At 72.4% G+C, this 22,494-nt stretch carries 16 protein-coding genes; 12 read left to right on the top strand and 4 right to left on the bottom strand.

Going from position 1 to position 22,494, the window contains the following annotated elements; genetic code table 11:
- Nucleotides 1-12 precede the first annotated feature (12 nt).
- Complete coding sequence (locus ABZZ38_RS06050) at nt 13-366, top strand: transglycosylase family protein (protein ID WP_356736212.1); 354 nt, start codon at nt 13-15, stop codon at nt 364-366.
- A gap of 332 nt (nt 367-698) precedes the next feature.
- Here ABZZ38_RS06050 and ABZZ38_RS06045 read toward each other — a convergent pair whose 3' ends face one another.
- The 3 genes from ABZZ38_RS06045 to ABZZ38_RS06035 all read right to left on the bottom strand — a co-directional run bounded on the left by ABZZ38_RS06045 (nt 699) and on the right by ABZZ38_RS06035 (nt 8,690).
- Nucleotides 699-3,365 carry a SpoIIE family protein phosphatase gene (locus tag ABZZ38_RS06045; protein ID WP_356736264.1) on the bottom strand — a complete coding sequence of 889 codons (2,667 nt, stop codon included), beginning with the start codon at nt 3,363-3,365 and terminating at the stop codon, nt 699-701.
- Nucleotides 3,366-3,974: 609 nt separating this feature from the next.
- The gene (locus ABZZ38_RS06040) at nt 3,975-7,337 is read right to left on the bottom strand and encodes an RHS repeat-associated core domain-containing protein (RefSeq protein ID WP_356736210.1); all 3,363 of its coding nucleotides are present in this window, start codon (nt 7,335-7,337) and stop codon (nt 3,975-3,977) included.
- A 381-nt stretch (nt 7,338-7,718) separates the two neighbouring features.
- The gene (locus ABZZ38_RS06035) at nt 7,719-8,690 is read right to left on the bottom strand and encodes an acetylxylan esterase (RefSeq protein ID WP_356736208.1); all 972 of its coding nucleotides are present in this window, start codon (nt 8,688-8,690) and stop codon (nt 7,719-7,721) included.
- Nucleotides 8,691-8,917: 227 nt separating this feature from the next.
- Between ABZZ38_RS06035 and ABZZ38_RS06030 the strand changes: the two genes are divergently transcribed.
- From ABZZ38_RS06030 to ABZZ38_RS06020, 3 genes are all read left to right on the top strand, one after another.
- Nucleotides 8,918-9,997, top strand: coding sequence for a glycoside hydrolase family 5 protein (locus ABZZ38_RS06030; RefSeq protein WP_356736206.1), 1,080 nt, complete (start codon nt 8,918-8,920; stop codon nt 9,995-9,997).
- Nucleotides 9,998-10,068: 71 nt separating this feature from the next.
- Nucleotides 10,069-11,367 (top strand): alpha/beta fold hydrolase, encoded by a 1,299-nt coding sequence (locus ABZZ38_RS06025; protein WP_356736204.1) that lies wholly within the window; start codon nt 10,069-10,071, stop codon nt 11,365-11,367.
- Nucleotides 11,368-11,467: 100 nt separating this feature from the next.
- Entirely contained in the window at nt 11,468-12,223 is a 756-nt protein-coding gene (locus ABZZ38_RS06020) for a PIG-L deacetylase family protein (protein ID WP_356736202.1), read from the top strand.
- Nucleotides 12,224-12,235: 12 nt separating this feature from the next.
- Here ABZZ38_RS06020 and ABZZ38_RS06015 read toward each other — a convergent pair whose 3' ends face one another.
- A complete protein-coding gene (locus ABZZ38_RS06015; protein ID WP_356736200.1) occupies nt 12,236-13,585 on the bottom strand; it encodes a histidinol-phosphate transaminase in 1,350 nt (449 codons plus the stop codon).
- Nucleotides 13,586-13,934: 349 nt separating this feature from the next.
- Between ABZZ38_RS06015 and ABZZ38_RS06010 the strand changes: the two genes are divergently transcribed.
- The 8 genes from ABZZ38_RS06010 to ABZZ38_RS05975 all read left to right on the top strand — a co-directional run bounded on the left by ABZZ38_RS06010 (nt 13,935) and on the right by ABZZ38_RS05975 (nt 22,485).
- On the top strand, nt 13,935-14,903 hold the full coding sequence (locus ABZZ38_RS06010; protein ID WP_356736198.1) for an NADPH:quinone oxidoreductase family protein: 969 nt from the start codon (nt 13,935-13,937) through the stop codon (nt 14,901-14,903).
- Nucleotides 14,900-16,108: an acyl-CoA dehydrogenase gene (locus ABZZ38_RS06005; RefSeq protein WP_356736196.1), complete on the top strand. Its 1,209-nt coding sequence runs from the start codon at nt 14,900-14,902 to the stop codon at nt 16,106-16,108. Before ABZZ38_RS06010 ends, ABZZ38_RS06005 begins: the two co-directional genes overlap by 4 nt.
- Nucleotides 16,105-17,175, top strand: a complete 1,071-nt coding sequence (locus ABZZ38_RS06000) for an acyl-CoA dehydrogenase family protein (RefSeq protein ID WP_356736194.1) — start codon at nt 16,105-16,107, stop codon at nt 17,173-17,175. Before ABZZ38_RS06005 ends, ABZZ38_RS06000 begins: the two co-directional genes overlap by 4 nt.
- Before the next feature lie 153 nt (nt 17,176-17,328).
- Complete coding sequence (locus ABZZ38_RS05995; protein WP_356736193.1) at nt 17,329-18,933, top strand: ABC transporter substrate-binding protein; 1,605 nt, start codon at nt 17,329-17,331, stop codon at nt 18,931-18,933.
- A 38-nt stretch (nt 18,934-18,971) separates the two neighbouring features.
- Nucleotides 18,972-19,937: an ABC transporter permease gene (locus ABZZ38_RS05990; protein WP_356736262.1), complete on the top strand. Its 966-nt coding sequence runs from the start codon at nt 18,972-18,974 to the stop codon at nt 19,935-19,937.
- Complete coding sequence (locus tag ABZZ38_RS05985) at nt 19,930-20,796, top strand: ABC transporter permease (RefSeq protein ID WP_356736191.1); 867 nt, start codon at nt 19,930-19,932, stop codon at nt 20,794-20,796. The genes ABZZ38_RS05990 and ABZZ38_RS05985 overlap by 8 nt, the downstream gene beginning before the upstream one ends.
- A gap of 59 nt (nt 20,797-20,855) precedes the next feature.
- Nucleotides 20,856-21,767, top strand: coding sequence for an ABC transporter ATP-binding protein (locus ABZZ38_RS05980; protein WP_356736260.1), 912 nt, complete (start codon nt 20,856-20,858; stop codon nt 21,765-21,767).
- The gene (locus tag ABZZ38_RS05975) at nt 21,760-22,485 is read left to right on the top strand and encodes an ATP-binding cassette domain-containing protein (protein ID WP_356736189.1); all 726 of its coding nucleotides are present in this window, start codon (nt 21,760-21,762) and stop codon (nt 22,483-22,485) included. The genes ABZZ38_RS05980 and ABZZ38_RS05975 overlap by 8 nt, the downstream gene beginning before the upstream one ends.
- Nucleotides 22,486-22,494 lie beyond the last annotated feature (9 nt).

Genomic DNA, 22,494 nt, shown 5'->3' with positions numbered 1-22,494 from the left:
CGAAGGATGCCGATGTCCCGACGTACGCACACCTGCTCCGTCAGAACGCTGATCCGAACCGTGATCGCCGCTCACGCCGCGCTGCTGCTCGCCGCCCCCGGCGCCCACGCCGCGAGCGGGTACGCGGCTCCACGCGTCGACTGGGACGCCATCGCCCGGTGCGAGTCCAGCGGCAACTGGAAGGCCAACACGGGCAACGGCCACTACGGCGGCCTGCAGTTCACCCAGTCGAGCTGGGAGGCCGCCGGGGGCCGCGCCTACGCGCCCCGGGCCGACCTGGCCACGAAGAGCGAGCAGATCGCGACCGCCAAGAAGCTCGCCGCCATCCAGGGCATGGGCGCCTGGTCCTGCGCCCGCCGCCGCTAGGTCGTGTCTTCACAGTCCCGTCTGCCTGGCGGGCGCCCGGCACGCACTCCCCAGAGCTTCGCCCGGGGGTACCCCCAGCCGCGTTGTCGTCAGTCGCCGATGTCCCCCGTAGCCCTTCGGACACGGGAGGTGCCCCCACCGCAGTGGCTCCTTCCTCCGCCTTGCGATCGCACGCACCGGACACCGCCAGGCCCGCCTCACGGGCGGACGACGCTACTGTGAAGACACTCCCTAAGCGGCGCGCGGTCGCGGACCGCTGGGCGCCGTCGTCCGCGGCCGGCGCACCCGGTCACCGCCCGCCGTCGGTACCGGACCGGTGCCGACGGCGGCGCTCACCGGGCCAGGTCGTCCAGCAGCAACCCCGCCACCGGCTGCGCCCCGCCGGTGAGGGGTTGCTCGGTCCACATCACCTTGCCCGTGGGGGTGTACCGGGTGCCCCACCGCCCGGCGAACTGGGAGACCAGGAACAGCCCGCGTCCGCCCTCGTCCGTGGTGGCCGCGCGCCGCAGGTGCGGTGAGGTGCTGCTGCCGTCGGACACCTCGCAGATCAGGGTGCGCTCACGCAGCAGCCGTACGTGGATCGGCTCGGAGCCGTAGCGGATCGCGTTGGTGATCAGCTCGCTCAGCATCAGCTCCGTGGTGAAGCCGATGTCCCCCAGCCCCCACGCCTCCAGCTGCCGGCCGCACGCCGCGCGGACGGGGGCCACGGCAGACGGGTCGGCGGGCACGTCCCAGTCGGCGACCCGCTCGCGGTCCAGCAGGCACGTGCGCGCCACCAGCAGCGCGATGTCGTCCCTGCGGTGCGGGGGCAGCATGGCGCTGAAGACGGCCTGGCAGGTCTCCTCCGCCGTACGGTGCGCGCGGTCCGCGAGCGTGTCGCGCAGCAGACGCAGCCCGGCGTCGACGTCGCGGTCCCGGTGCTCGATCAGGCCGTCGGTGTACAGGACGATCCGGCTCCCCTCCGGCAGTCGCAGCTCGGCGGTCTCGAAGGGCCCGCCGCCCAGGCCCAGCGGGGGGAAGACGGGCACCTCGGGGAACTTTGCCGTCCCGTCGGGGAAGACCAGCGCCGGCGCGAAGTGTCCCGCCGTCGCCACGCTGCACCGGCCGGACACCGGGTCGTAGATCGCGTACAGACAGGTCGCCCCCGTGATGCCGTCGCCGCTGCCGTCACCGGCCTCCTCCAGATCGATGCGGGCGACCAGCTCGTCGAGGTGGCCCAGCAGCTCGTCCGGCGGCAGATCGAGGGCCGAGAAGTTGTGCACCGCCGTGCGCAGCCGCCCCATGGTGGCGGCGGCGTGCAGCCCGTGGCCCACCACGTCGCCCACGACCAGGGCGACCCGCGCGCCGGGCAGCGGGATGACGTCGAACCAGTCGCCGCCCACCCCGGCCTGCGCGGGCAGGTAGCGGTACGCGACCTCCAGGGCGTCCTGCTCCGGCAGTACGCGGGGCAACAGGCTGCGCTGGAGGGTGACGGCCATGGTGTGTTCGCGGGTGAAGCGGCGCGCGTTGTCGATGGCGACGGCGGCGCGGGCCGCCAGCTCCTCCGCGAAGGCCAGGTCCTCCTCCTCGAAGCGCTCGGCCCGCTCCGAGCGCCAGAAGTTGGCCATGCCCATCACCACGCCACGCGCCTGCAACGGCACCACGATCAGCGAGTGGATGCCGTACGCCAGCGCCTCGTCCGCACCCTGGGGGTCCTGGGCCCGCCAGCCGTGCGCCACCGTCAGGTCGGCCTCCCGCACCGCGTGCCCGCCGCGCAGCGCCGCCGCCATCGGCGTGGTCGGGACGTCGAACCTGATCAGGTCGCCCACCCGCTGGAGCGGGGGGTCCTCGCGGATGCCGCTGGTGGCGGCGCGCCGCATCTCGGTGTGCTCCTCCGTCGGCTCCTCGCCCCGCAGGACCGGGTCCAGCAGCTCCACCGTGGCGAAGTCGGCGAACCGGGGGACCGCCACCTCCGACAGTTCCTCGGCGGTCCGCGTCACATCCAGCGTGGTGCCGATCCGCACCCCCGCCTCGTACAGCAGCTTCAGCCGCTCCCGGGCCACCTCCGCCGTGCCGGACAGCGCCCGCAGCTCGGTGGTGTCGCGGAGCGTCGCGACCGTGCCGGACGCCCCGCCGTACGGGGCCGTGGGCCGGGTGTTGACCGCCAGCAGCCGGTCGCCCGCCAGTCGCACCTCGTCGGTCACGGTACGGCCGGAGGCGAGCAGTTCGGCGGTGTCCTGGTCCAGGCCCAGGCCGGCGACGTGGCGCCCCTCCGCGTCCGGAGGCAGTTCGAGGAGCCTGCGCGCCTCGTCGTTGGCGAGCGTCAGCCGGCCGTCGCCCCCGATCAGGATCACCCCTTCGCGCACGGCGTGCAGGACGGCGTTGTGGTGCTCGTACATCCTGGTCATCTCGGTGGGGCCGAGGTCGTGCGTCTGCCGCCGCAGCCGTCGGCTGACCAGCGCGGAGCTGGCCGTGGCGAACGCCAGCGCGGCGGCGGCGGACCCGAGCAGCATGGGCAGGTGGCGGTCGACCGCGTTGCCGACGCTGTCGATGGTGACGCCGGCGCCCACGAGCCCGACGACCGAGCCGGTGGCGTCGGTGACGGGGACGATCGCCCGCGCCGCGTCGTTCGGGGCGCCCTCGAAAATCTCCGTGAAGGGGGACCCGGCCGATGCCCGCTCGACGCCCTCGGCGCGCGTGCCGATGAGGGAGCGGTCCGTGTCCGCGTAGCGCGTCCCGTCGGGCGCCATCACCGCGATGAAGTCCACGCCCGAGCCGCGCCGGGCCTGCTCGGCGGGGCGTTGCAGCACGGCCGCCGGATCGGGGGACGTCAGCGCCTGGAGAGTGCCCGGGGCGTCGGCGAAGGACTCGGCGGCGGCCAGCGACCTGTTCTGGGCGTCCCGCTCACTGTCGTACCGGGCCTGGAACGCCAGTGCGACCACGGCGGCGGTGATCAGCAGCACCGCCACCACGACCTGGAGCACGAGTACCTGACCGGCGACCGTACGGGGGCCCAGCAGGACACGGAGCCCCCGGTGCGGCGGGCGCGGCGCCTTCTCGGCACCCCGCGGGCGCGGCGCGCCACCGGCATACCCCGAGGCCGGACGCCCGTCCCGATCGCTCCGACCGGGAAGTTCGGCGCGTGTCCGGCCCGACGCACGCCTGGGTCGTCCGAGACGTCCGTTCATGTCCCATTTCTAGCATCGGACCCCTGTTCCGGCATCGGCTGGCTCATCCTTCTCCTCGCTGGGAGAACGTGCCACCCCCGCCCAGGATGAGGGAATGCCCCCCGCCGGCAGGTCCACCCCCGGCCGTGGTCCAGGCCGACAGGCCGAGGGGGACCGATGTGGAAGAAGGTGTCGCCCGGCCTGACACGCTCGCTCCGGCCGGTGGGCCGGCTGCCATCGGCAGTGGGCGGAACCCTGGACAGGCGCCGCCCACTGCCTGGCTCTCAGGTTCTACTTCCTCTTCCGGGCCTGTACGACTCCGAAGATGACGAAGGCCAGGACGGCGATTCCGAACAACACCCAGAGAGGGACACCATCAAGTCCCTTGTAGGCCAGTACATTCGGATCAGCGGGTGATTGCACGAGAACTCCTTCGTTGGATGCGGAACCAGAAGTTCGGCTCTAGCTCGTGGCGTCTTCGTAGGCCGCCTCCGTGGCCTCTCCGACCGCCATGCCACCGACGGCGCAGGGGATTGCTCCCGCTCCGCCGGTCAGGTACGTGCACCCGGCAGTGAATGCCTTGTCGGCGGCGAAGCTGATCGCCGTTCCAGCGGCTGCCTCGTAGTCTCCCGTTATCAGCTGCCCGGCGAATTCACCGGCAGCGATGGCGTCCCCGGCCTTACCGACGGTGTCCATCACTCCGTTGAGGCTGAGGGTTCCCCGCGGGTCGATGCGGTTGACGGGGTCGCCCTCGGCGTAGAGGTAGGGGTTCTTCTCCTGGCCGGAGGGGTCGGGGGAGTTGAAGCGGCCGATGTTGGCGTCGTAGTAGCGGGCGCCGAAGTGGAAGAGGCCGGTGGGGTCCTGGTAGCCGCCGGCGAACCGGTAGGGCTGGGGCACCTGCTCACCGGTGCCGGCACGCTGGACCCCGCGGGGGCTGTAGGAGTAGGTGTTGACCTTGGCGCCGGCCTCATCCGCGACGCCGATCACGGAGCCGATCGCGTCGGTGAGGTAGTAGTACGACTTGCCCCCGGTCGTCATGGAGTTCAGGGTGCCCCCGGGCTCCCGGTTGAATCCCATGTCCACCCCGGCCGTGGTCCTGGCCGACAGGCCGAGGGGGCCGTTGTGGAAGAAGGTGTCCCCCAGCTTGATGCGCTCGGACTGGTCGGTGGAGCCGTACTGGCCCGCATACGTCTTGCCGCCGACCGTGATCGACGTCAGCTGCGAGTGGTCCGACCACGTTTCACCGGTACGGGTGCCTTCGGGGGTCGAGGCACCAGCGGTCTCGTTGCCGAGCTTGTCGTAGGACCAGACCCCCGTGGAAGTGCTCTTGGCGGTGATCTGCTGGGCGTCGTTGATGGTGTACGTGGTGCCGCGCGGGCAACCCGGCTCCGTGCCCTGGGAGGTGAGGTTGCCGGCCAGGTCGTAGCAGTACTGCCAGGAGTCGTTCAGCGTGGCGCCCTTCTCCTCCTTGGCGTAGGAGAAGCGGCCGGCGCCGTCGTAGGTGTACGTGGTCTTCATGCCGGCGACGGCGTCGGTGCGGGTGCGGATCTTCGCCCCGTCCTTGGTGCCGTTGAGGTAGGAGTAGGACAGATCCGTCAGCGTCCCCTTGGGCGAGGTCGCCTTGATCTTCTCGGGGCGGCCGGACTTGTCCGGGGTGACTTCCTGGACCGTACCGCCCGGATAGGTGGTCTTGGTGCGGAAGTCGTTGTTGTTGTGCGCGTAGGTGGTGACCTTGCCCGTCGGGTCCTTCAGCTGCGTGAGCTTGTTGGCCGCGTTCCAGGTGTAGTCGGTGGTGCCGGCCGGGTCGGTGTAGGTGTCGACGTTGCCGGCCGGGGTGTAGGTCAGCTTGGTCTGCGAGCCGTTCTGCAGGGTGCGGACCGTCTCCCGGGACAGCGGGTCGAAGTCGTACGTGATGACACCTGAGCCGTCGGACCGCTGCTTGAGGTTGCCGTCACCGTCGTAGGAGTAGGTGACGGTCGCGTAGCCGGAGGTGTCGACCTTGGTGATGCGGTCTCGCTCGTCGTACTCGTACAGCGTGGTGACGCCGCGGCCGTCCTTCGCCGTCGCGGTCCGGCCGAGGGCGTCATAGGTGTAGGTCGTGACGCCGAGTGGTGCGGGCGGGGTGACCTTGGTCAGGTTGCCCTTGGCGTCGTAGGTGAAGGAGGTGGAGACCGACTTGGTGCCGGACATCTTCACCGTCACCTTGCACCGCTGGCCCTGGAAGCCGCCGCAGGTGGGCGTGGCGGGGTTGTAGTCGAAGGACTGGCTGCCGCCGCCCGTACCGATCACGGCGACGGACTTGGTGTTGCCGGCCGTGTCGTACGTGAATTCGGTCTTCTCGTCGTCCGCGCTGGTCATCGTGCCCGGCAGGTCGGCGCCGGCGACGGTCTGCCAGGCGGCCGTTCCCGTCGCACCCGTGGGCAGCTTGGCGGAGGTGGGATTGTTGCGGGCGTCCCACCCGTAATCGGTGACGTTGCCGCCGGTGCCGTCCACGCCCATCGCGTCGGTGGCGGTGTCGATGTTGTGGTTGGCGTCGAACGTGCGGGAGCGGGAGCGGCCGAGCGCGTCAATGACCTTGGTGACCCCACCGTCCGCGTTGTGCTCGTACTTCGTGGCGTGCTGCTCCGGGTCGGTGACCGTGGTCGTCCCGGCCTCCGAGGGATCGACGTTGGAGTACGCGTAGGTGTAAGTGGGGCCGGTGTGGCCGGTGGAGTTGGTCTCGGTGGCGCGCAGCATGGAGCGCACCCGGTTGTGCTCGTCGTAGGTGAAGGTCGTCACCCGCCCCTCGGGGGTGGTGATCTTCACGAGGCGCCCGTCGGCGTCGAAGCCGTAGGCGGTGGTCTTGCCCTCGGTGTCGGTGGTGCGGGAAAGGTTGCCGCCGCTGTCGAGGTCGAAGACGGCCGTGCGTCCGGTGTGGTCCTTGGCCTGCCACTGGCTCGGGTAGGTCTTGACCAGGTCGACCCAGCGCCCGGAGCGGGTCTCGGTGAGCTTGAAGCCCTTGTGCTCACCGGTCTCGTCGTGCTGGTCGACGGTGATGGTGCCGCTGTTCTTGTCCGTGACCTTCGTCAGCGTGCCCGACGCGTCGTAGGTGTCCTTCAGCCCCGACTTGCGCGCCGTCAGCGTGTAGGTGCCGTCCGCGTTCTTCTTCAGGTCCTTCGAATAGCCCTTGGGCGTGGTGAAGGTGCCGTCGGTGTTCTTGGCGAAGCGCACCGCGTTCCCGGTCGCGTCGTAGAGCACGACCTCGGAGGTGTCGATCACGAGGTAGCGCTCGTACTCCTGCCACCACCGCTGGGACACCTTGCCCCACGGGGCGTCGAAGGAGTTGTAGGTGCGGGCCAGACGCAACTTCTGCCCCACCCCGGCCACCTCGAAGTCCGTGGCCGCCAGCATCAGATTGCCGTTGGACAGGTTGATCCGCGCGACCAGCGAATCGGTGATCCGGAAGTCGGAGATCTGGTGCCACGGAACCGCGCCCTGGCCTTCGGGCCGGTACGGGGTGCTCAGCGCGCTCATCACGGACTTGCGGGCGGCCGGCGTCGCCGAGCCGGCCCGCTTCTTCTGCGCCGCACGCCACGCCGCCACCTCCGGCGACGCGGGCGCCTGCGCCTTGTTGGCAACGGGCTTGGTCGAGCCGACCCGAACCGGTGGAACCTCGAAGCGGGGACCGCTCTTGCCCCATACCGAGGACGGTCCCGGATCGGCCGGAGCGGCCAGCGCCGGTGTCGCCGGGACGGCCAGCGACAGCGCGGCCACAGCCGCGACCAGGCCATACGTGGACGATCTGCGGGCACGCCGAAGAGGCGTGCCCGAAGCACGTGAGTGCATCAACTTCCCCCCACAGGAAATGTTCCGTCACGGCAACCTCAGTGGTCGCCGGGTGAGACACGCTGCCACGCGGGGGGTCACGTGTTCGATGCGCTGCCCGCAGAACACCCCTTCATGTCAACCAGATCCAGCCGATCCACGACAGCCGCATTGCGCGGTCAACTATTGTCGTAAGGCAAAAATTGCTGATCAGTGCGGGTCGGCCGTACCGCGGAACCTGGCGTGAAGTAGGCGTACCACCGAGGTCGCCTCTGCCGCCGAACCCGACCGGGCCGAGCCCCACAGCCTGCCGCACCTGCCGAACCGCCCGCGGCTGATCCCGCGCCGTCACCGGGTCAATGGCGCCCGCGCCGCCGCACGGTCCGCGTCAGCGCGGGAACGTCATGCCGTCAGCTTCTCCGGCAGCCACCGCAGTTGCGCCGCCTGCTGGAAGAAGTCGCCGCCCTCGTGGTCGTTGAAGTCGTACACCTCGATCGCCTTGTCCTCGTGCGCGTAGGCGTTGAACGCGGCGAACACCGTCGACGGCGGGCACGTGAGGTCCTCCAGGGCGGTGGAGAACAGCGCCGGCGCCGTCGCCCGCGCCGCGAAGTGCACCCCGTCGACGTACGCCAGCGTCCGCGCCACCCGCTCCGTCCGGCCGCGGTGCGTCTTGAGGTAGGAGGCCACCTCCCGGTACGGGTGTCGGTCGGTGATCGTCGTCGCGCGCGGGAAGTCGCACAGGAACGGCACGTCCGGCGCGACCGCGGCCAGGTCGGGGACCAGGCCCGCGACGGCGAGAGCGATCCCGCCGCCCTGGCTCGCGCCGATGGCCGCCGTCCGCGAGGCGTCGGTCAGCGGGTGCGACCGCGCGGCCTCCACGGCCCGTACCGCGTCGGCGAACACGCGCCGGTAGTAGAACTCGTACGGGTCCTCGATGCCCCGGGTGAGGAACCCCGGGTAGGCGGGCCCGCTGCCCACCGGGTCGGGTGTGTCACCGGGCGCCCAGCCGCTGCCCTGGCCGCGGGTGTCCATCACGAAGTGGGCGAAACCGGCCGACGCCCACAGCAGGTGCGTGTGCGGCAGGCCGCGTCCGCCGCCGTACCCGACGAACTCGACGACCACCGGCAGCGGTTCGCGGGTTCCGGCCGGTATCACGAACCAGCCCTTGACGGGCTGGCCGCCGAAGCCGGCGAAGGTCACGTCGTACGTCTCGACCGTCGCCAGGCGCGTGTCGACCCGCTCGAAACGCGCGTCGAGCGCGTGGGACCGGGCCTCGTCGAGGGTCTTGGCCCAGAAGGCGTCGAAGTCCTCGGGCTCCGCCGACGCGCTGCGGTAGGCGCGGAGTTCGTCGAGGGGCAGATCGAATCGGGACATGGTGGCTCCACCTGGGTCGGATACAGGGGACATCACCGTACGTGTGGGGGCCCGCTCCGCAGAAGACGGCCCAGGGGGAGCCGAGTTCGCCGGAACGGTTCCGCGCGCCCCCATTTTTGTCATGGACCTTGTGGAACGGTTCCCGTCCCTGCTATCCATCCTCCGGGACGGTTAGGAAACTTTCCTTCCAGTCTCGACTCCGTCCACCCGGAAATGGAGACCCCCACATGAGACCGGCACGGATCCTCAGGCGCTCCCTCGGCGGCGCCGCCACCCTCGCGGCAAGCCTCGCCGCCGCCCTCCTCCTCACCCTGGCCGCGGCCCCGACCGCCCCGGCGGTCACCACCGCGTCCGCCCCCGCGCCCGGGACGCCGGTCGCCGTCAACGGACAGCTGAAGGTCTGCGGCACCAAGCTGTGCAACCAGCACGGCACGCCCGTCCAGTTGCGCGGCATGTCCACGCACGGCCTGCAGTGGTACAGCCAGTGCCTCACCAGCGGCTCCCTGAACGCCCTGGCCACCGACTGGAAGGCCGACGTACTGCGCGTCTCCATGTACATCCAGGAGGGCGGCTACGAAACCGACCCGCGCAAGTACACCGACCTCGTGCACTCCCTCATCGACCGGGCCACCGCACGCGGCATGTACGCGATCGTCGACTGGCACATGCTCAACCCGGGGGACCCGCACCACAACCTGAGCCGGGCGAAGACCTTCTTCACCGAGATCGCCCAGCGCCACGGCGACAAGAACAACCTGCTCTACGAGATCGCCAACGAGCCCAGCGGGGTCAGCTGGTCCCGGATCCGCAGCTACGCCGAGCAGCTCATCCCCGTCATCCGCGCCAAGGACCCCGACACCCCGGTCCTCGTCGGCACGCGCGCGTGGTCGTCGTTCGGCGTCTCCGAGGGGGCGGACGAGAGCGAGGTGGTGGCCGACCCGGTGCGGGCCGCCAACATCATGTACACCTTCCACTTCTACGCCGCCTCGCACCGCGACGCGTACCTGGACACCCTCTCCAGGGCGGCCGGTGAACTGCCCGTCTTCGTCACCGAGTTCGGCACCCAGGACTACGCGGGCGAGGGTGCGAACGACTTCACCATGGCGCAGCGCTATCTCGACCTCATGGCGAGCAGGAAGATCAGCTGGGTCAACTGGAACTTCTCCGACGACGACCGCTCCGGCGCCGTCTTCCGGCCCGGCACGTGCTCGGCCGACGGCCCCTGGACCGGCACCACCGCCCTCAAGCCCGCCGGTGTCTGGGTACGGGAGCGGATCAGGTCCGCGCGAGCCCTCGGCACCGGCTGATCGTGCCCCCCGCCCGCATGTGGTGCACTGTGCGGGCGGGGGAGCACCGACACGCAGGGACAGGAGCCGCATTGACCAGCTACCGCCAGCCGGGCGTCGTCCTCACCGACCACCGCTTCACCGTCCCGCTCGACCACACCGACCCGTCGGGCGAGCGGATCGAACTCTACGGCCGTGAGGTCGTGGCCGCCGGACAGGTGGGCGCGGACCTGCCGTGGCTGGTGTACCTGGAGGGCGGACCGGGCTTCGGGGCCCGACGCTTCGTCGGCACCCAGGCCTGGCTCGGGCGCGCCGTCCGGGAGTTCCGGGTGCTGCTCCTGGACCAGCGGGGCACCGGCCGCTCCACCCCCGCCAACCGCCAGACGCTGCCGCTGCGCGGCGGCCCCCGTGCCCAGGCCGACCACCTCGCCCACTTCCGCGCCGACTCCATCGTGCGCGACTGCGAGCTGATCCGGCGCCGGCTCACGGGCGGCGCGCCCTGGACCGTACTCGGCCAGAGCTTCGGCGGCTTCTGCGCCACCCACTACCTCTCCACCGCCCCCGGGGGCCTGCGCACCGTGCTCATCACCGGCGGCCTGCCCTCCCTCGACGCCCCCGCCGACGACGTCTACCGCGCCGCCTACCCGCGCGTCCAGCGGAAGGTCGAGGCGCACTACGCCCGCTACCCGCAGGACGTCGAACGCGCCCGCCGCATCGCCGCGCACCTCACCGAGCACCGCACCGTGCTGCCGGGCGGCTACGTCCTCACCCCCGAGGCGTTCCAGTCGCTGGGCATCCTGCTCGGCAGCGGGGACGGCAGCCACCGCCTCCACTACCTCCTGGAGAACGCCTTCGTCCGCACCCCCACCGGCCCCGCCCTCTCCGACGGCTTCCAGGAGGAGGTCCACGCCGCCCTCTCCTTCGCGGGACACCCGCTGTACGCCCTGCTGCACGAGCCCATCTACGCGCAGGGCCGGGGGCCCACGGCCTGGGCGGCCGAGCGCGTGCGCGCCGAGTTCCCGCAGTTCGACGCGGGCAAGGCCCTCGCCGGTGACGGGCCGCTGCTCTTCACCGGCGAGACGATCCACCCCTGGCACTTCGACGTCGACCCCGCCCTGCGCCCGCTGCGCGAGACCGCCGAGCTGCTCGCCGCGCGCACCGACTGGCCGGCGCTGTACGACGCGGGGCGGCTCGCCGCCAACACCGTGCCGGTCGCCGCCGCCGTCTACCACGACGACATGTACGTCGACACCGCCCACTCGCTCGCCACCGCCCGCGCCGTCGGCTCGCTGCGGACCTGGGTCACCGACGAGTACGAGCACGACGGCGTCCGCGCGAGCGGCCACCGCGTCCTGGACCGCCTCCTCGCACTCGCCCGCGGCGAGGCCTGACGGCCTATCAGCCCAGTCAAGGCCTGACGGATCATCAGTCCGGTCGGCCACGGAGTCGAAGTCGGGCAGGCGGGCACGGTTGCGCCCGTATCCTGCGCGCATGACCGATCACGTGACCGCCCAACCGGACGACCGGCTCCAGCCCATGCCGGAGGACTGGCAGCGTGCCCTCGCCGTCGTCGCCCACCCCGACGACCTCGAATACGGCTGCTCCGCCGCCGTCGCCGCCTGGACCGACGCCGGCCGGGAGGTGGCGTACGTCCTCGTCACCCGCGGCGAGGCGGGCATCGACACCCTCGACCCCGCGACCTGCGGCCCGCTGCGCGAGCGCGAGCAGCGGGCGAGCGCGGCGGTCGTCGGCGTGTCCGAGGTCGAGTTCCTCGACCACAAGGACGGGGTGATCGAGTACGGAACGGCGCTGCGCCGGGACATCGCCGCCGCGATCCGCCGCCACCGGCCCGAGCTGGTCCTCACGCTCAACCACCGCGACACCTGGGACGGTGTCGCGTGGAACACCCCCGACCATGTGGTCGTCGGCCGCGCCACCCTCGACGCGGCGGGGGACGCCGGCAACCGGTGGATCTTCCCCGAGCTCACCGAGCAGGGCCTCGAACCCTGGGACGGCGTTCACTGGGTGGCGGTCGCGGGCTCCTCCGCCCCCACCCACGCCGTCGATGCGACGCCCGGCATGGACCGCGCCGTACGCTCGCTGCTGGAACACCGCGCCTACATCGACGCCCTGACCGATCAGGACCCGGAGCGGTACTGCCGGGAGTTCCTCACCCGGAACGCCCGGTCGGCGGCCCCTCGGTTCGGCGGGCGCCCGGCGGTGACCTTCGAACTGTTCAGCCGCTGACCGCCGGGGTCACTACGCGCCGGAGACGAGACGGTCGACGGCCGCCGTCCCGGAGGACGTGTAGCCGCGCGCCATGTCCATGGGCCGGACCGGCGCGACGGCGGCAGCCGTCGCCACCGCCGCCGGCACGGGAACCGGCATCGGCAGGGGGGCGGCCACCGGCCCGGGCGCGGGCACGGGGGAGGCCGGGACGAGCTCCAGGTGCTGCGGGGTGACGCCGGTCCGGACAGGGGCGGGCCGGGCCGGCGCGCCGTACAGCACCTGCTCCATCGCCGACACCAGCCGCTGCACCTCGTCCGGCCGCCGTACGACCAGGCGCAGGAAGCGGCTGGAGCTGCCCACCTTGTTGCCGCACTCGCGCACCAGCACGCCGTGCTCGGTCAGCAGGCGGTCGCGCAGCAGCGCCCCGTCCGCCCCCACCGGCAGCCGCACGTAGACGAAGTTGCCCTGGGAGGGGTAGACGGTCAGACCGGGCAGCGGTGACAGCCGGGCGATCATCTCCTGGCGGTCCCGCCGGGCCAGGCGCAGGCTCTCGGCGTACTCCTCGCGGTGCTCCCCCAACATGAACACCACCGCCTCCGCGACGGAGTTGAGGTTCCACTTCGGGAGCGCGGAGCGGATGCGGCCGGCCAGCGACGGGTTGGCGACGAGGTAGCCGAAGCGTATGCCGTGCAGGCCGAAGTTCTTCCCCAGGCTGCGCAGCACGATGACGTTGGGCCGCAGGACGGCCTCCTCGACGATGGTGGACTCCGCCGGCGCGTCCGCGAACTCCAGGAACGACTCGTCCACGACGACCAGGTCCAGGTCCTGGAGGCTGTCGCACAGGGACAGCACCTGATGCTTCGACAGCAGGCCGCCGTCGGGGTTGTTGGGGTTGCAGACGACCGCCGTACGCGTGCCTCTGGCGCGGACGAACCGTACGAAGGCATCCGGGTCGAGCCGGAAGCCGTACGCCTCGGGCAGCATGAACATGTCGACGCGCTTGCCGGTCTCCATGGGCTGGTCCGTCCACCGGCCGAAGGTGGGCACGGGAACGGCCAGCGACCCCCGGACCAGCAGATGGTCGATCCAGGTGATGAGCTCGGTGGAGCCGTTGCCCATGGCGACGGTCCGCGGATCGAGGCCGAGGACCCGGCACAGCTCGACGGTGATGGTGTCGGCGTCGCTCGGGTAGTAGGTGAGGATCTCCCGCAGCCGCGCGCCGAGCCGGTCGAACATCGCGGGGGTGGGGAAATAGGCGTTGCACGGGATGCAGAAGTCCGTGATCCGCCCCGGGCCCCCGTCGGCCGCCCGGTCGAGCATGGCGATCGACGGGGTGTGCGCGGTGGACGCCCGGAAAAGCGTGGTGACATCGCCGGCCATGGAACTGCCCTCCCTGCCCGTGGAAGGCCCGCGCGGGGGCGCGGACCACCGATCCATACGGATGGCGGGCCGGGCCGCGTTCAACACCGGTGCGCGGTCGCGGGAGGCCGCGGGGATACGGGGAGGCCACGGGGAGCCGGGTGGCCGTCGTCGCCCCGTCCGCCGCGCAGCCCGTCACCCGGTCGCCGGCGAGGCACCGGTGCGCGCCTCACCCGCGTGACCAGAGCCATCGCCCGGTGACCACCGGAGGCTCACCACCTCGCGCTGCCTCTTCCGTCCGAGGCAAGCGACCGCTTAGTATGCGAGCCATCGCGGTACTGGTACGTCCCGACTCTTGTGGAGGCCCCCCATGCAGGCATGGCGAGTGCACCGGAACGGCGAGCCGAGCGAGGTGATGCGGCTCGAAGAGGTGGACCGGCCCACGCCCGGCGCCGGGCAGCTCCTGCTGAAGGTCCGGGCCGCCAACATCAACTTCCCCGACGCGCTGCTCTGCCGCGGGCACTACCAGGTACGCCCCCCGCTGCCCTTCACGCCCGGCGTGGAGATCTGCGGCGAGACCGAGCACGGCCGCCGCGTCATCGCCACGCCCGCCCTGCCGTACGGCGGCTTCGCCGAGTACGTCGTCGCCGACGAGGCCGCGATCCTGCCCGCGCCCGACGCGCTCGACGACGCCGAGGCCGCCGCCCTGCACATCGGCTACCAGACCGGCTGGTTCGGACTGCACCGCAGGGCGGCCCTCAGGGAGGGCGAGACGCTCCTCGTCCACGCCGCCGCGGGCGGCGTCGGCAGCGCCGCCGTACAGCTCGGCAGGGCGGCCGGCGCGCGGGTCATCGGGGTCGTCGGCGGCGCCGCGAAGGCCGCCGTCGCCCGTGAGTTCGGCTGTGACACCGTCATCGACCGGAGCGCCGACGACATCGTCGCGGCCGTCAAGGAGGCCACCGGTGGCCGGGGCGCCGACGTGGTCTACGACCCGGTCGGCGGAGACGCGTACGCCAAGTCCGCCAAGTGCGTGGCCTTCGAGGGCCGGATCGTGATCGTCGGCTTCGCGAGCGGCGACATCCCGGCACCCGGCCTCAACCACGCCCTGGTCAAGAACTACTCCATCGTGGGCCTCCACTGGGGCCTGTACAACCAGCGGGACCCCGAGGCCGTCCGCCGCTGCCACGACACCCTCACCGAGTACGCGGCCAAGGGCCTGATCAAGCCGCTGATCAGCGACCGCGTCGCCTTCGAGGACGCCCCGGCCGCCGTGCAGCGCGTCGCCGACGGCACGACCACCGGCCGCCTGGTCGTCGTACCGGAAGGAGCCACCAAGTGATCGACGCCACCGAGCTGCGCCGCCGCACCCGGGAGTTGCTGGCCGCGCACCCTGTCCCCGCCTCCGGCGGGGACACCCCACGCGCCGCGACCGGACGGACCGACTTCCTCAAGGCCCGCTTCGACGCCGGCCTCGCCTGGGTGCACTACCCCGTCGGGCTCGGCGGCCTGGACGCCCCCCGCTCCCTCCAGGCCGTCGTCGACGCAGAACTGGAAGCCGCCGGGGCGCCCGACAACGACCCGCGCCGCATCGGCATCGGCCTCGGCATGGCGGCCCCCACGATCCTCGCGTACGGCACCGAGGAGCAGAAGCAGCGCTTCCTGCGCCCGCTGTGGGTGGGGGAGGAGGTGTGGTGCCAGCTGTTCAGCGAGCCCGGCGCCGGTTCCGACCTCGCCGCGCTGTCCACCCGCGCGGTACGGGACGGGGACGACTGGGTGGTCAACGGACAGAAGGTGTGGACGTCCAGCGCCCATGTCGCCCGCTGGGCCATCCTCATCGCCCGCACCGACCCCGACGTGCCCAAGCACCGCGGCATCACGTACTTCCTGTGCGACATGACCGACCCCGGCGTCGAGGTCCGGCCGCTGCGCCAGATCACCGGCGAGGCGGAGTTCAACGAGGTCTTCCTCACCGACGTACGCATCCCGGACGCCCACCGCCTCGGCGAGGTCGGCGACGGCTGGCGGGTCGCCCGGACGACCCTGATGAACGAGCGCGTCTCCATCGGCGGCGCCCGCATCCCGCGCGAGGGCGGCATGATCGGGTCCGTCTCGCGGACCTGGCGCGACCGCCCCGAGCTGCGCACCCACCACCTCCACCAGCGCCTGCTCGACCTGTGGGTGGACGCCGAGGTCGCCCGGCTGACCGGCGAACGGCTGCGCCAGCAACTCGTCGCGGGCCAGCCTGGACCCGAGGGCAGCGGCATGAAACTGGCCTTCGCCCGCCTCAACCAGGAGATCAGCGGCCTGGAGGTCGAACTCCTCGGCGACGAGGGGCTGCTGTACGACGACTGGACCATGCGCCGCCCCGAGCACGTCGACTTCACCGGGCGCGACGCCGGCTACCGCTACCTCCGCTCCAAGGGCAACTCCATCGAGGGCGGTACGAGCGAGGTGCTCCTCAACATCGTCGCCGAGCGCGTCCTCGGGCTGCCCTCCGAGCCGCGCAACGACAAGGACGTCGCATGGAAGGACCTGGCGCGATGACCGACCTGCTGTACTCCGAGGCCGAGGGCGACCTGCGCGCCGCCGTACGGTCCCTCCTCGCCGACCGCGCCGACCCGGCCGGCCTGCCGGGTCGCGTCGAATCCGGGAGCGCCCACGACCCCGCCCTCTGGAGGGCCCTCGCCGCCGACATGGGTACGGCCGGGCTCCTCGTCCCCGAGAAGCTGGGGGGCCAGGGCGCGACCCACCGCGAGGCCGCCGTCGTCCTGGAGGAACTGGGCCGCGCCGTCACCCCGGTGCCGTACCTCACCAGCTCCGTCATCGCGACCGAGACGCTGCTGGCCCTCGAAGCGAGCGACCCGGCCGTGGACCTGCTCACCGGCCTCGCCGCCGGCCGCACGGTCGCCGCGCTCGCCGTCCCGCTCTCCGCCGGCCCCGGCCACGAGCCCACCACGGGCACGGTCACCGGCGTCGCCGACGCCGCCCGCGCGGACGTCCTGCTCGTGCTCCGCCCCGACGGGCTGTACGCCGTCGACGCCGCCGACGCCACCATCGCGCCGCGGACCCCCCTCGACCTGACCCGCCCGCTCGCCGCGGTCACCGTGCCCGACGGCGTGGGCACCCGGCTCGCCGACGCGGACACCGCCCGGACGGCGGTGCGCCGCGGGCTGCTCGCGGGCGCCGGGCTGCTCGCCTCCGAACAACTGGGCGTGGCCGAGTGGTGCCTGGAGGAGACGGTCCGCCACACCCGCGATCGCCACCAGTTCAACCGGCCCATCGGCTCCTTCCAGGCGCTCAAGCACCGCATGGCGCAGCTGTGGCTGGAGGTCGTCAGCGCCCGCGCCGCCGCCCGTAACGCCGCCGACGCGCTCGCCACCGGCAGCCCCGAGGCACCGCTCGCCGTGGCGGTCGCCCAGGTCCACTGCTCGCGGGTCGCCGTGCACGCGGCCGAGGAGTGCGTGCAGTTGCACGGCGGTATCGGCATGACCTGGGAACACCCCGCGCACCTCTACCTCAAGCGCGCCAAGGCCGACCAGATCGCGCTCGGCTCGGTCGCCCGGCACAAGGAGACCCTCGCCGGCCTGGTCGACCTGCCCGCCCCGGCCTGAGGGCCCCGGCCGGGGCCGCCCCCCTTCCCGGACATGACCGGACACAGCACCCCGAGCACCGGGTAAGGACCGTGGGCTGACCGCACCCTCCTACGTGCTGTTTAATTGCGAACAGTTCGCAACAACAGTTGATCTTCACGAGGGGTGTGGAACATGACCGCCCGATCCCTGCGCGGCATGGCCGCCGCGACGATGGCCGCAGCCCTGGCCCTCACCGCGGCGGCCTGCTCGAACCCGGGTGCCACCGGAGCGGGCGCCGCGGCCCAGGACAGCGCCGTCGTCGGCATCGCCTACGAGCCCGAGACGCTCAGCCCCCTCCTCGGCTACGGCAAGGACGGCAACTCCAAGATCTTCGACGGACTGCTCGCCTTCGACGCCGGCATGAGGCTCAGGCCCGCCCTCGCCGCCGCGCTGCCCGAGGTGAGCGCGGACGGTCTCACGTACACGTACAAGCTCCGCAAGGGTGTGACGTTCAGCGACGGCAAGCCGTTCGGAGCCAAGGACGTGGTCTTCACCTACCGCACCATCCTCGACAAGAAGACCAACAACCCCTCCAAGAGCGAGCTCGACGCCCTCCAGGACGTCAAGGCGGTCGGCGACGACACCGTCGTGTTCACCCTGAAGTACCCCTACGCGCCGTTCGCCGAGCGCACCGTCCTCGCCATCGCCCCCGAGCACATAGCGGCGAAGCAGGACGTCAACGCCGGCCCCTTCACCACCAAGCCCATCGGCACCGGCCCCTACGTCCTCACCGGCTGGTCCAAGGGCGAGAAGATCAGCTTCAGGGCCAACCCCCGCTACTGGGGCGGCGCGCCCAAGGTGAAGAAGTTCACCATGGCGATCATCAAGGACGACGACGTCCGCGCCACCCGGCTGCGCTCCGGCGACCTGGACGGCGCGATCCTGCCCCCCAACCTCGCCAAGGGGTTCACGAACGACAAGGCGAAGAAGACGTACGAGGCCACGACGTACGACTACCGCCTCGTGACCCTGCCGACCCACAACAAGGTCACCGGCGACACCGCGGTCCGCCGCGCCCTCGACGTCGCCGTCGACCGCGCGACCATGGTCGACAAGATCCTCGAAGGCGCCGGAAAGCCCGCCTACGGCCCGGTCCCGACCGACAGCCCCTGGTTCACCAAGGGCACCGAGCGCTCCCACGACCTCGCCGCTGCGAAGAAGATCCTCGACGACGCCGGCTGGAAGCCCGGCCCCGACGGCATCCGCGTCAAGGACGGCGTCCGCGCCGAGTTCCCCCTCTGGTACCTCTCCGGTGACAAGCTCCGCCAGGAGCACGCCCTCGCGTACGCCTCCGACGCCAAGAAGGCCGGCATCGACATCAGGACGCAGGCCGGTACGTGGGAGGTCATCGAGCCGCGCATGAAGCAGGACGCGGTCCTCGCCGGCGGCGGCTCGCCCGGCGACCCGGACTTCGACCAGTACCTGCTGCTCAAGTCCTCCCTCGGCGGCGACGGCTTCAACAACATGGCCTGGTACGACAACCCGGCCGTCGACAAGGCCCTGGACGCCGGCCGCACCACCAACGACAAGGCCAAGCGCAAGGCCGCGTACGACACCGTCCAGCGCGAACTCGTGAAGAACCCCGGCTACACCTTCCTCACCCACATCGACCACCTGTACGTCGTCGACGACGCGTGGGACGGGCTCTCCACCCAGGTCGAGCCGCACGACCACGGCCTCGCCGCCGGCCCCTGGTGGAACGTCGAGGACTGGACGCCCAAGGGCGCCGAGAAGTGACCGCCGACAAAGCGGGCCGCCGCCTCCCCTGGGGGGCGATGGCCCGGATGGCGGGACGGCGGGCCCTGTTCGCCGTCCCCGTCCTCCTCCTGGTGACGTTCGGCGTCTTCGCCGTCGCCGCGGCCTCCCCCTTCGACCCCGTCAAGGCGTACGCCGGCACCGCCGGCCTCACCGCCTCGCAGGAGAACCTCGACCAGCTGCGCGCCAACCTCGGCGTCGACCAGCCGCTCGTCTCACGCTGGTGGCACTGGCTGGGATCGGCCCTCACCGGTGACCTCGGAACCTCCGGCGTCATGCGCCAGCCCGTCGCCGACGTCATCGCCGAGCGGATCGGCTGGTCGGCCCTGCTCGCCGCCACCGCGTTCACCGTCGCCATCCTGCTCGGCACGGCGCTCGGCGTGCTCGCGGCACGGAGGCGGGGCGGCTGGCTCGACCGGTGCGTCAGCTCCGCCGCGTACACCCTCGAAGCCGCCCCCGCGTTCTGGCTCGGGCTGCTCGCCATCTGGTTCTTCGCGCTCGAGCTGGGGATCCTGCCGGCCGGCGGACTCACCGACACGGGCAGCGACACCGTCACCTTCGGGCAGGTCGCCTCGCACCTGGTGCTGCCCGCGCTCGTCCTGGGCGTGTCCCAGCTGCCGTGGTTCTTCCTGTACGTCCGCCAGGGCGTCGCCGACGCTTTGGAGGAGGACCCCGTGCGGGGCGCACGCGCGCGTGGCCTCGGCGAACGCACCGTGCTCCTCGGGCACGCGCTCAGGTCCGGCATGCTGCCGATGCTCACCCTCATCGGCTCCCGCGTGCCCGAACTCATCACGGGCGCCCTCCTCGTCGAGACCGTGTTCAGCTGGCCCGGCATCGCGGCGGCGACCGTCCAGGCCGCCACCTCCGTGGACTTCCCGCTGCTCGCCGCGCTCACCGTGCTCGCCACGGCGGCGGTCCTGCTCGGCAACCTGCTGTCCGACCTCCTGTACGGACTCGCCGACCCGAGGGTGGGATTCGATGGCTGACCTCGTGTGGACGTCCCACGGGCGCACGCGCCGCTCCACCCGTACCGTCCGGGTGTCCGTCTCCGCCGTGATCGTCGCGGCGGTCGTGGCCGCCGTGCTCCTCGTACCGCCGCTGGTCCAGCTCGACCAGCAGGCCGTCGACCTGTCGCTGAAGCTCCAGCCGCCCTCCGCGGCCCACCCCTTCGGCACCGACGACGTCGGCCGCGACCTGCTCCTGCGCTGCGTCTACGGACTGCGCGTCTCCCTCCTCGTCGGCCTGGTCGCGGCGCTCGTCGCCACCGTCATCGGCACGGCGGTGGGCGCCCTGGCCGCGGCCTTCGGCGGCTGGACCGACCGGCTCGTCATGCGGCTCGTCGACACCTTCTCGTCCGTCCCGCACCTGCTGCTCGGCATCTTCATCGTGGCGATGTTCCGCCCCGGTGTGTGGCCGGTCATCGTCTCCGTGGCGCTCACGCACTGGCTGTCCACCGCACGCATCGTGCGCTCGGAAGTGCTGTCGCTGCGCTCCCGCCCGTACATCGACGCGGCGATCTCCGGCGGCGCGTCGCGATGGCGGGTGACGACCCGGCATCTCCTGCCGGCCGTCCTCCCGCAGGCCGCGCTCGCGGCGGTCCTCATGGTGCCGCACGCGATGTGGCACGAGTCCGCCCTGTCCTTCCTGGGCCTGGGCCTGCCCGCGCACCAGGCGAGCCTCGGCAACCTGGTGCAGAGCGCGCGCGGTTCGCTCCTGGCCGGTGACTGGTGGCCAACCCTCTTCCCCGGCCTCTTCCTGATCATCCCCACCCTGGCCATCGCGGGCCTCGCCGGCGCCTGGCGGGAACGGCTCAATCCGCGCCGCCGATCGGAGCTGATGCTGTGACCCCCGCGACCTCGGGGAACCCCGTCCTCTCCGTACGGGACCTCTCCGTACGCTTCCGGATGCGCGGCGGACGCCACATCGCCGCCGTCACCGGGGCGGGCTTCGACCTCGCGGCGGGGGAGTGCCTGGCGCTCGTCGGCGAGAGCGGCTGCGGCAAGTCCGTCCTCGCCTCCGCGCTGCTCGGCCTCCTCCCCGGCAACGCCCAGACCGCCGGTACGGCGACGATCGACGGCCCCGAGGGCGCCATCGACCTGCTCACCGCCGACGAGCGCACCCTCGCCCGTACGGTACGAGGGCGGCGCATCGGACTGGTCCCGCAGTCCCCGGCCGCGCACCTCACCCCCGTCCGCACCGTCCGGGCCCAACTGGAGGAGACGCTGCGCGAGCTGGCCGGCACTCGCAAGGCGGACCTGCGCCGGGCGGCGCAGGCCGCCGCCGAACGCGCCTCCTTCCCCCTCGGGCTCCTCGACCACCACCCGCACGAGCTCTCCGGCGGCCAGGCCCAGCGCGCCGCCACCGCCCTCGCCCTCATCGGCGACGCGCCCCTGCTGCTCGCCGACGAGCCGACCACCGGACTCGACCGCGACCTCGTCGACCGCACGGCCGACGAACTGCGTCGCCACGCCGACGACGGCCGCGCCCTGCTGCTGATCACCCACGACCTGGCCGCCGCCGAGCGGATCGCCGACCGGGTCGCCGTCATGTACGCGGGCCGCATCGTCGAACTCGCCACCGCCGGCCGCTTCTTCGGCACCCCGGGCCCCCGCCACCCGTACGCGCGCGGCCTGCTCGCCGCCCTCCCCGAGCGCGACTTCGCCCCCATCCCCGGCCTGCCGCCGGAGCTGGGCGCCCTGCCGGACGGCTGCGCCTTCGCCGCCCGCTGCGACCGCGCCACCGAGGCCTGCGGCGCCGTGCCGCGCTTCGCGGACGGCGTCGCCTGCCACCACAGTGAGGAGCCCGCCCGTGCTTGAACTCCACGCCGTCACCGCCGGGTACGACCGCCGCGCCCCCGTCTTCCGCGGAGCCTCGCTGACCGTCGCGCCGGGTGAGGCCGTCGGCCTCCTCGGCCCCAGCGGCTGCGGCAAGTCCACCCTCGCCCGGGTCGCCGCCCTGCTGCACCGCCCCGACGCCGGCCGGGTGACCCTGGACGGCGAGGAGGTACGCGGCTGGCGCCACCGCGCCCCGCGCCACCTGCGCACCGCGATCGGCGTCGTCTTCCAGCAGCCCCGCATGTCCGCCGACCCGCGGCTGCGGCTGCGCGACCTGATCGCCGAGCCGCTGCGCGCGACCGGCCGCCGCGACGAGGCAGCCGGCCGCGTCGCCGAACTGGCCCGTACGGTCGGCCTCACCGACGACCTCCTCGCCCGCCGCCCCCACGAGGTCAGCGACGGCCAGCTCCAGCGGGCCTGCCTCGCCCGCGCGCTCGTGCTGCGCCCCCGCTGGCTGATCTGCGACGAGATGACCGCGATGCTCGACGCCTCGACGACCGCCGCCCTGGTCGCCGCGGTCGAGGCGTACCGCGAGACGCACGGCGCCGGGCTGCTCGCCGTCGGCCACGACCGCGTCCTGCTGGAACGCTGGTGCACCCGCACGACGCAGTGGTCCGCGTGCCTGCCGCCGTACCGCCCGAACGGCGAGGAGCCGAGCCCAGGGGTGACCGATCCGCCAACGGCCGCCCGGCGGGTGTGAGCCGCACAC

This window comes from Streptomyces sp. NPDC006368, assembly GCF_040612535.1.
Taxonomy (GTDB): Bacteria; Actinomycetota; Actinomycetes; order Streptomycetales; family Streptomycetaceae; genus Streptomyces.
The sequence above is the reverse complement of the archived record's forward strand: the minus strand, read 5'-3'. Positions and strand labels throughout refer to the sequence as shown.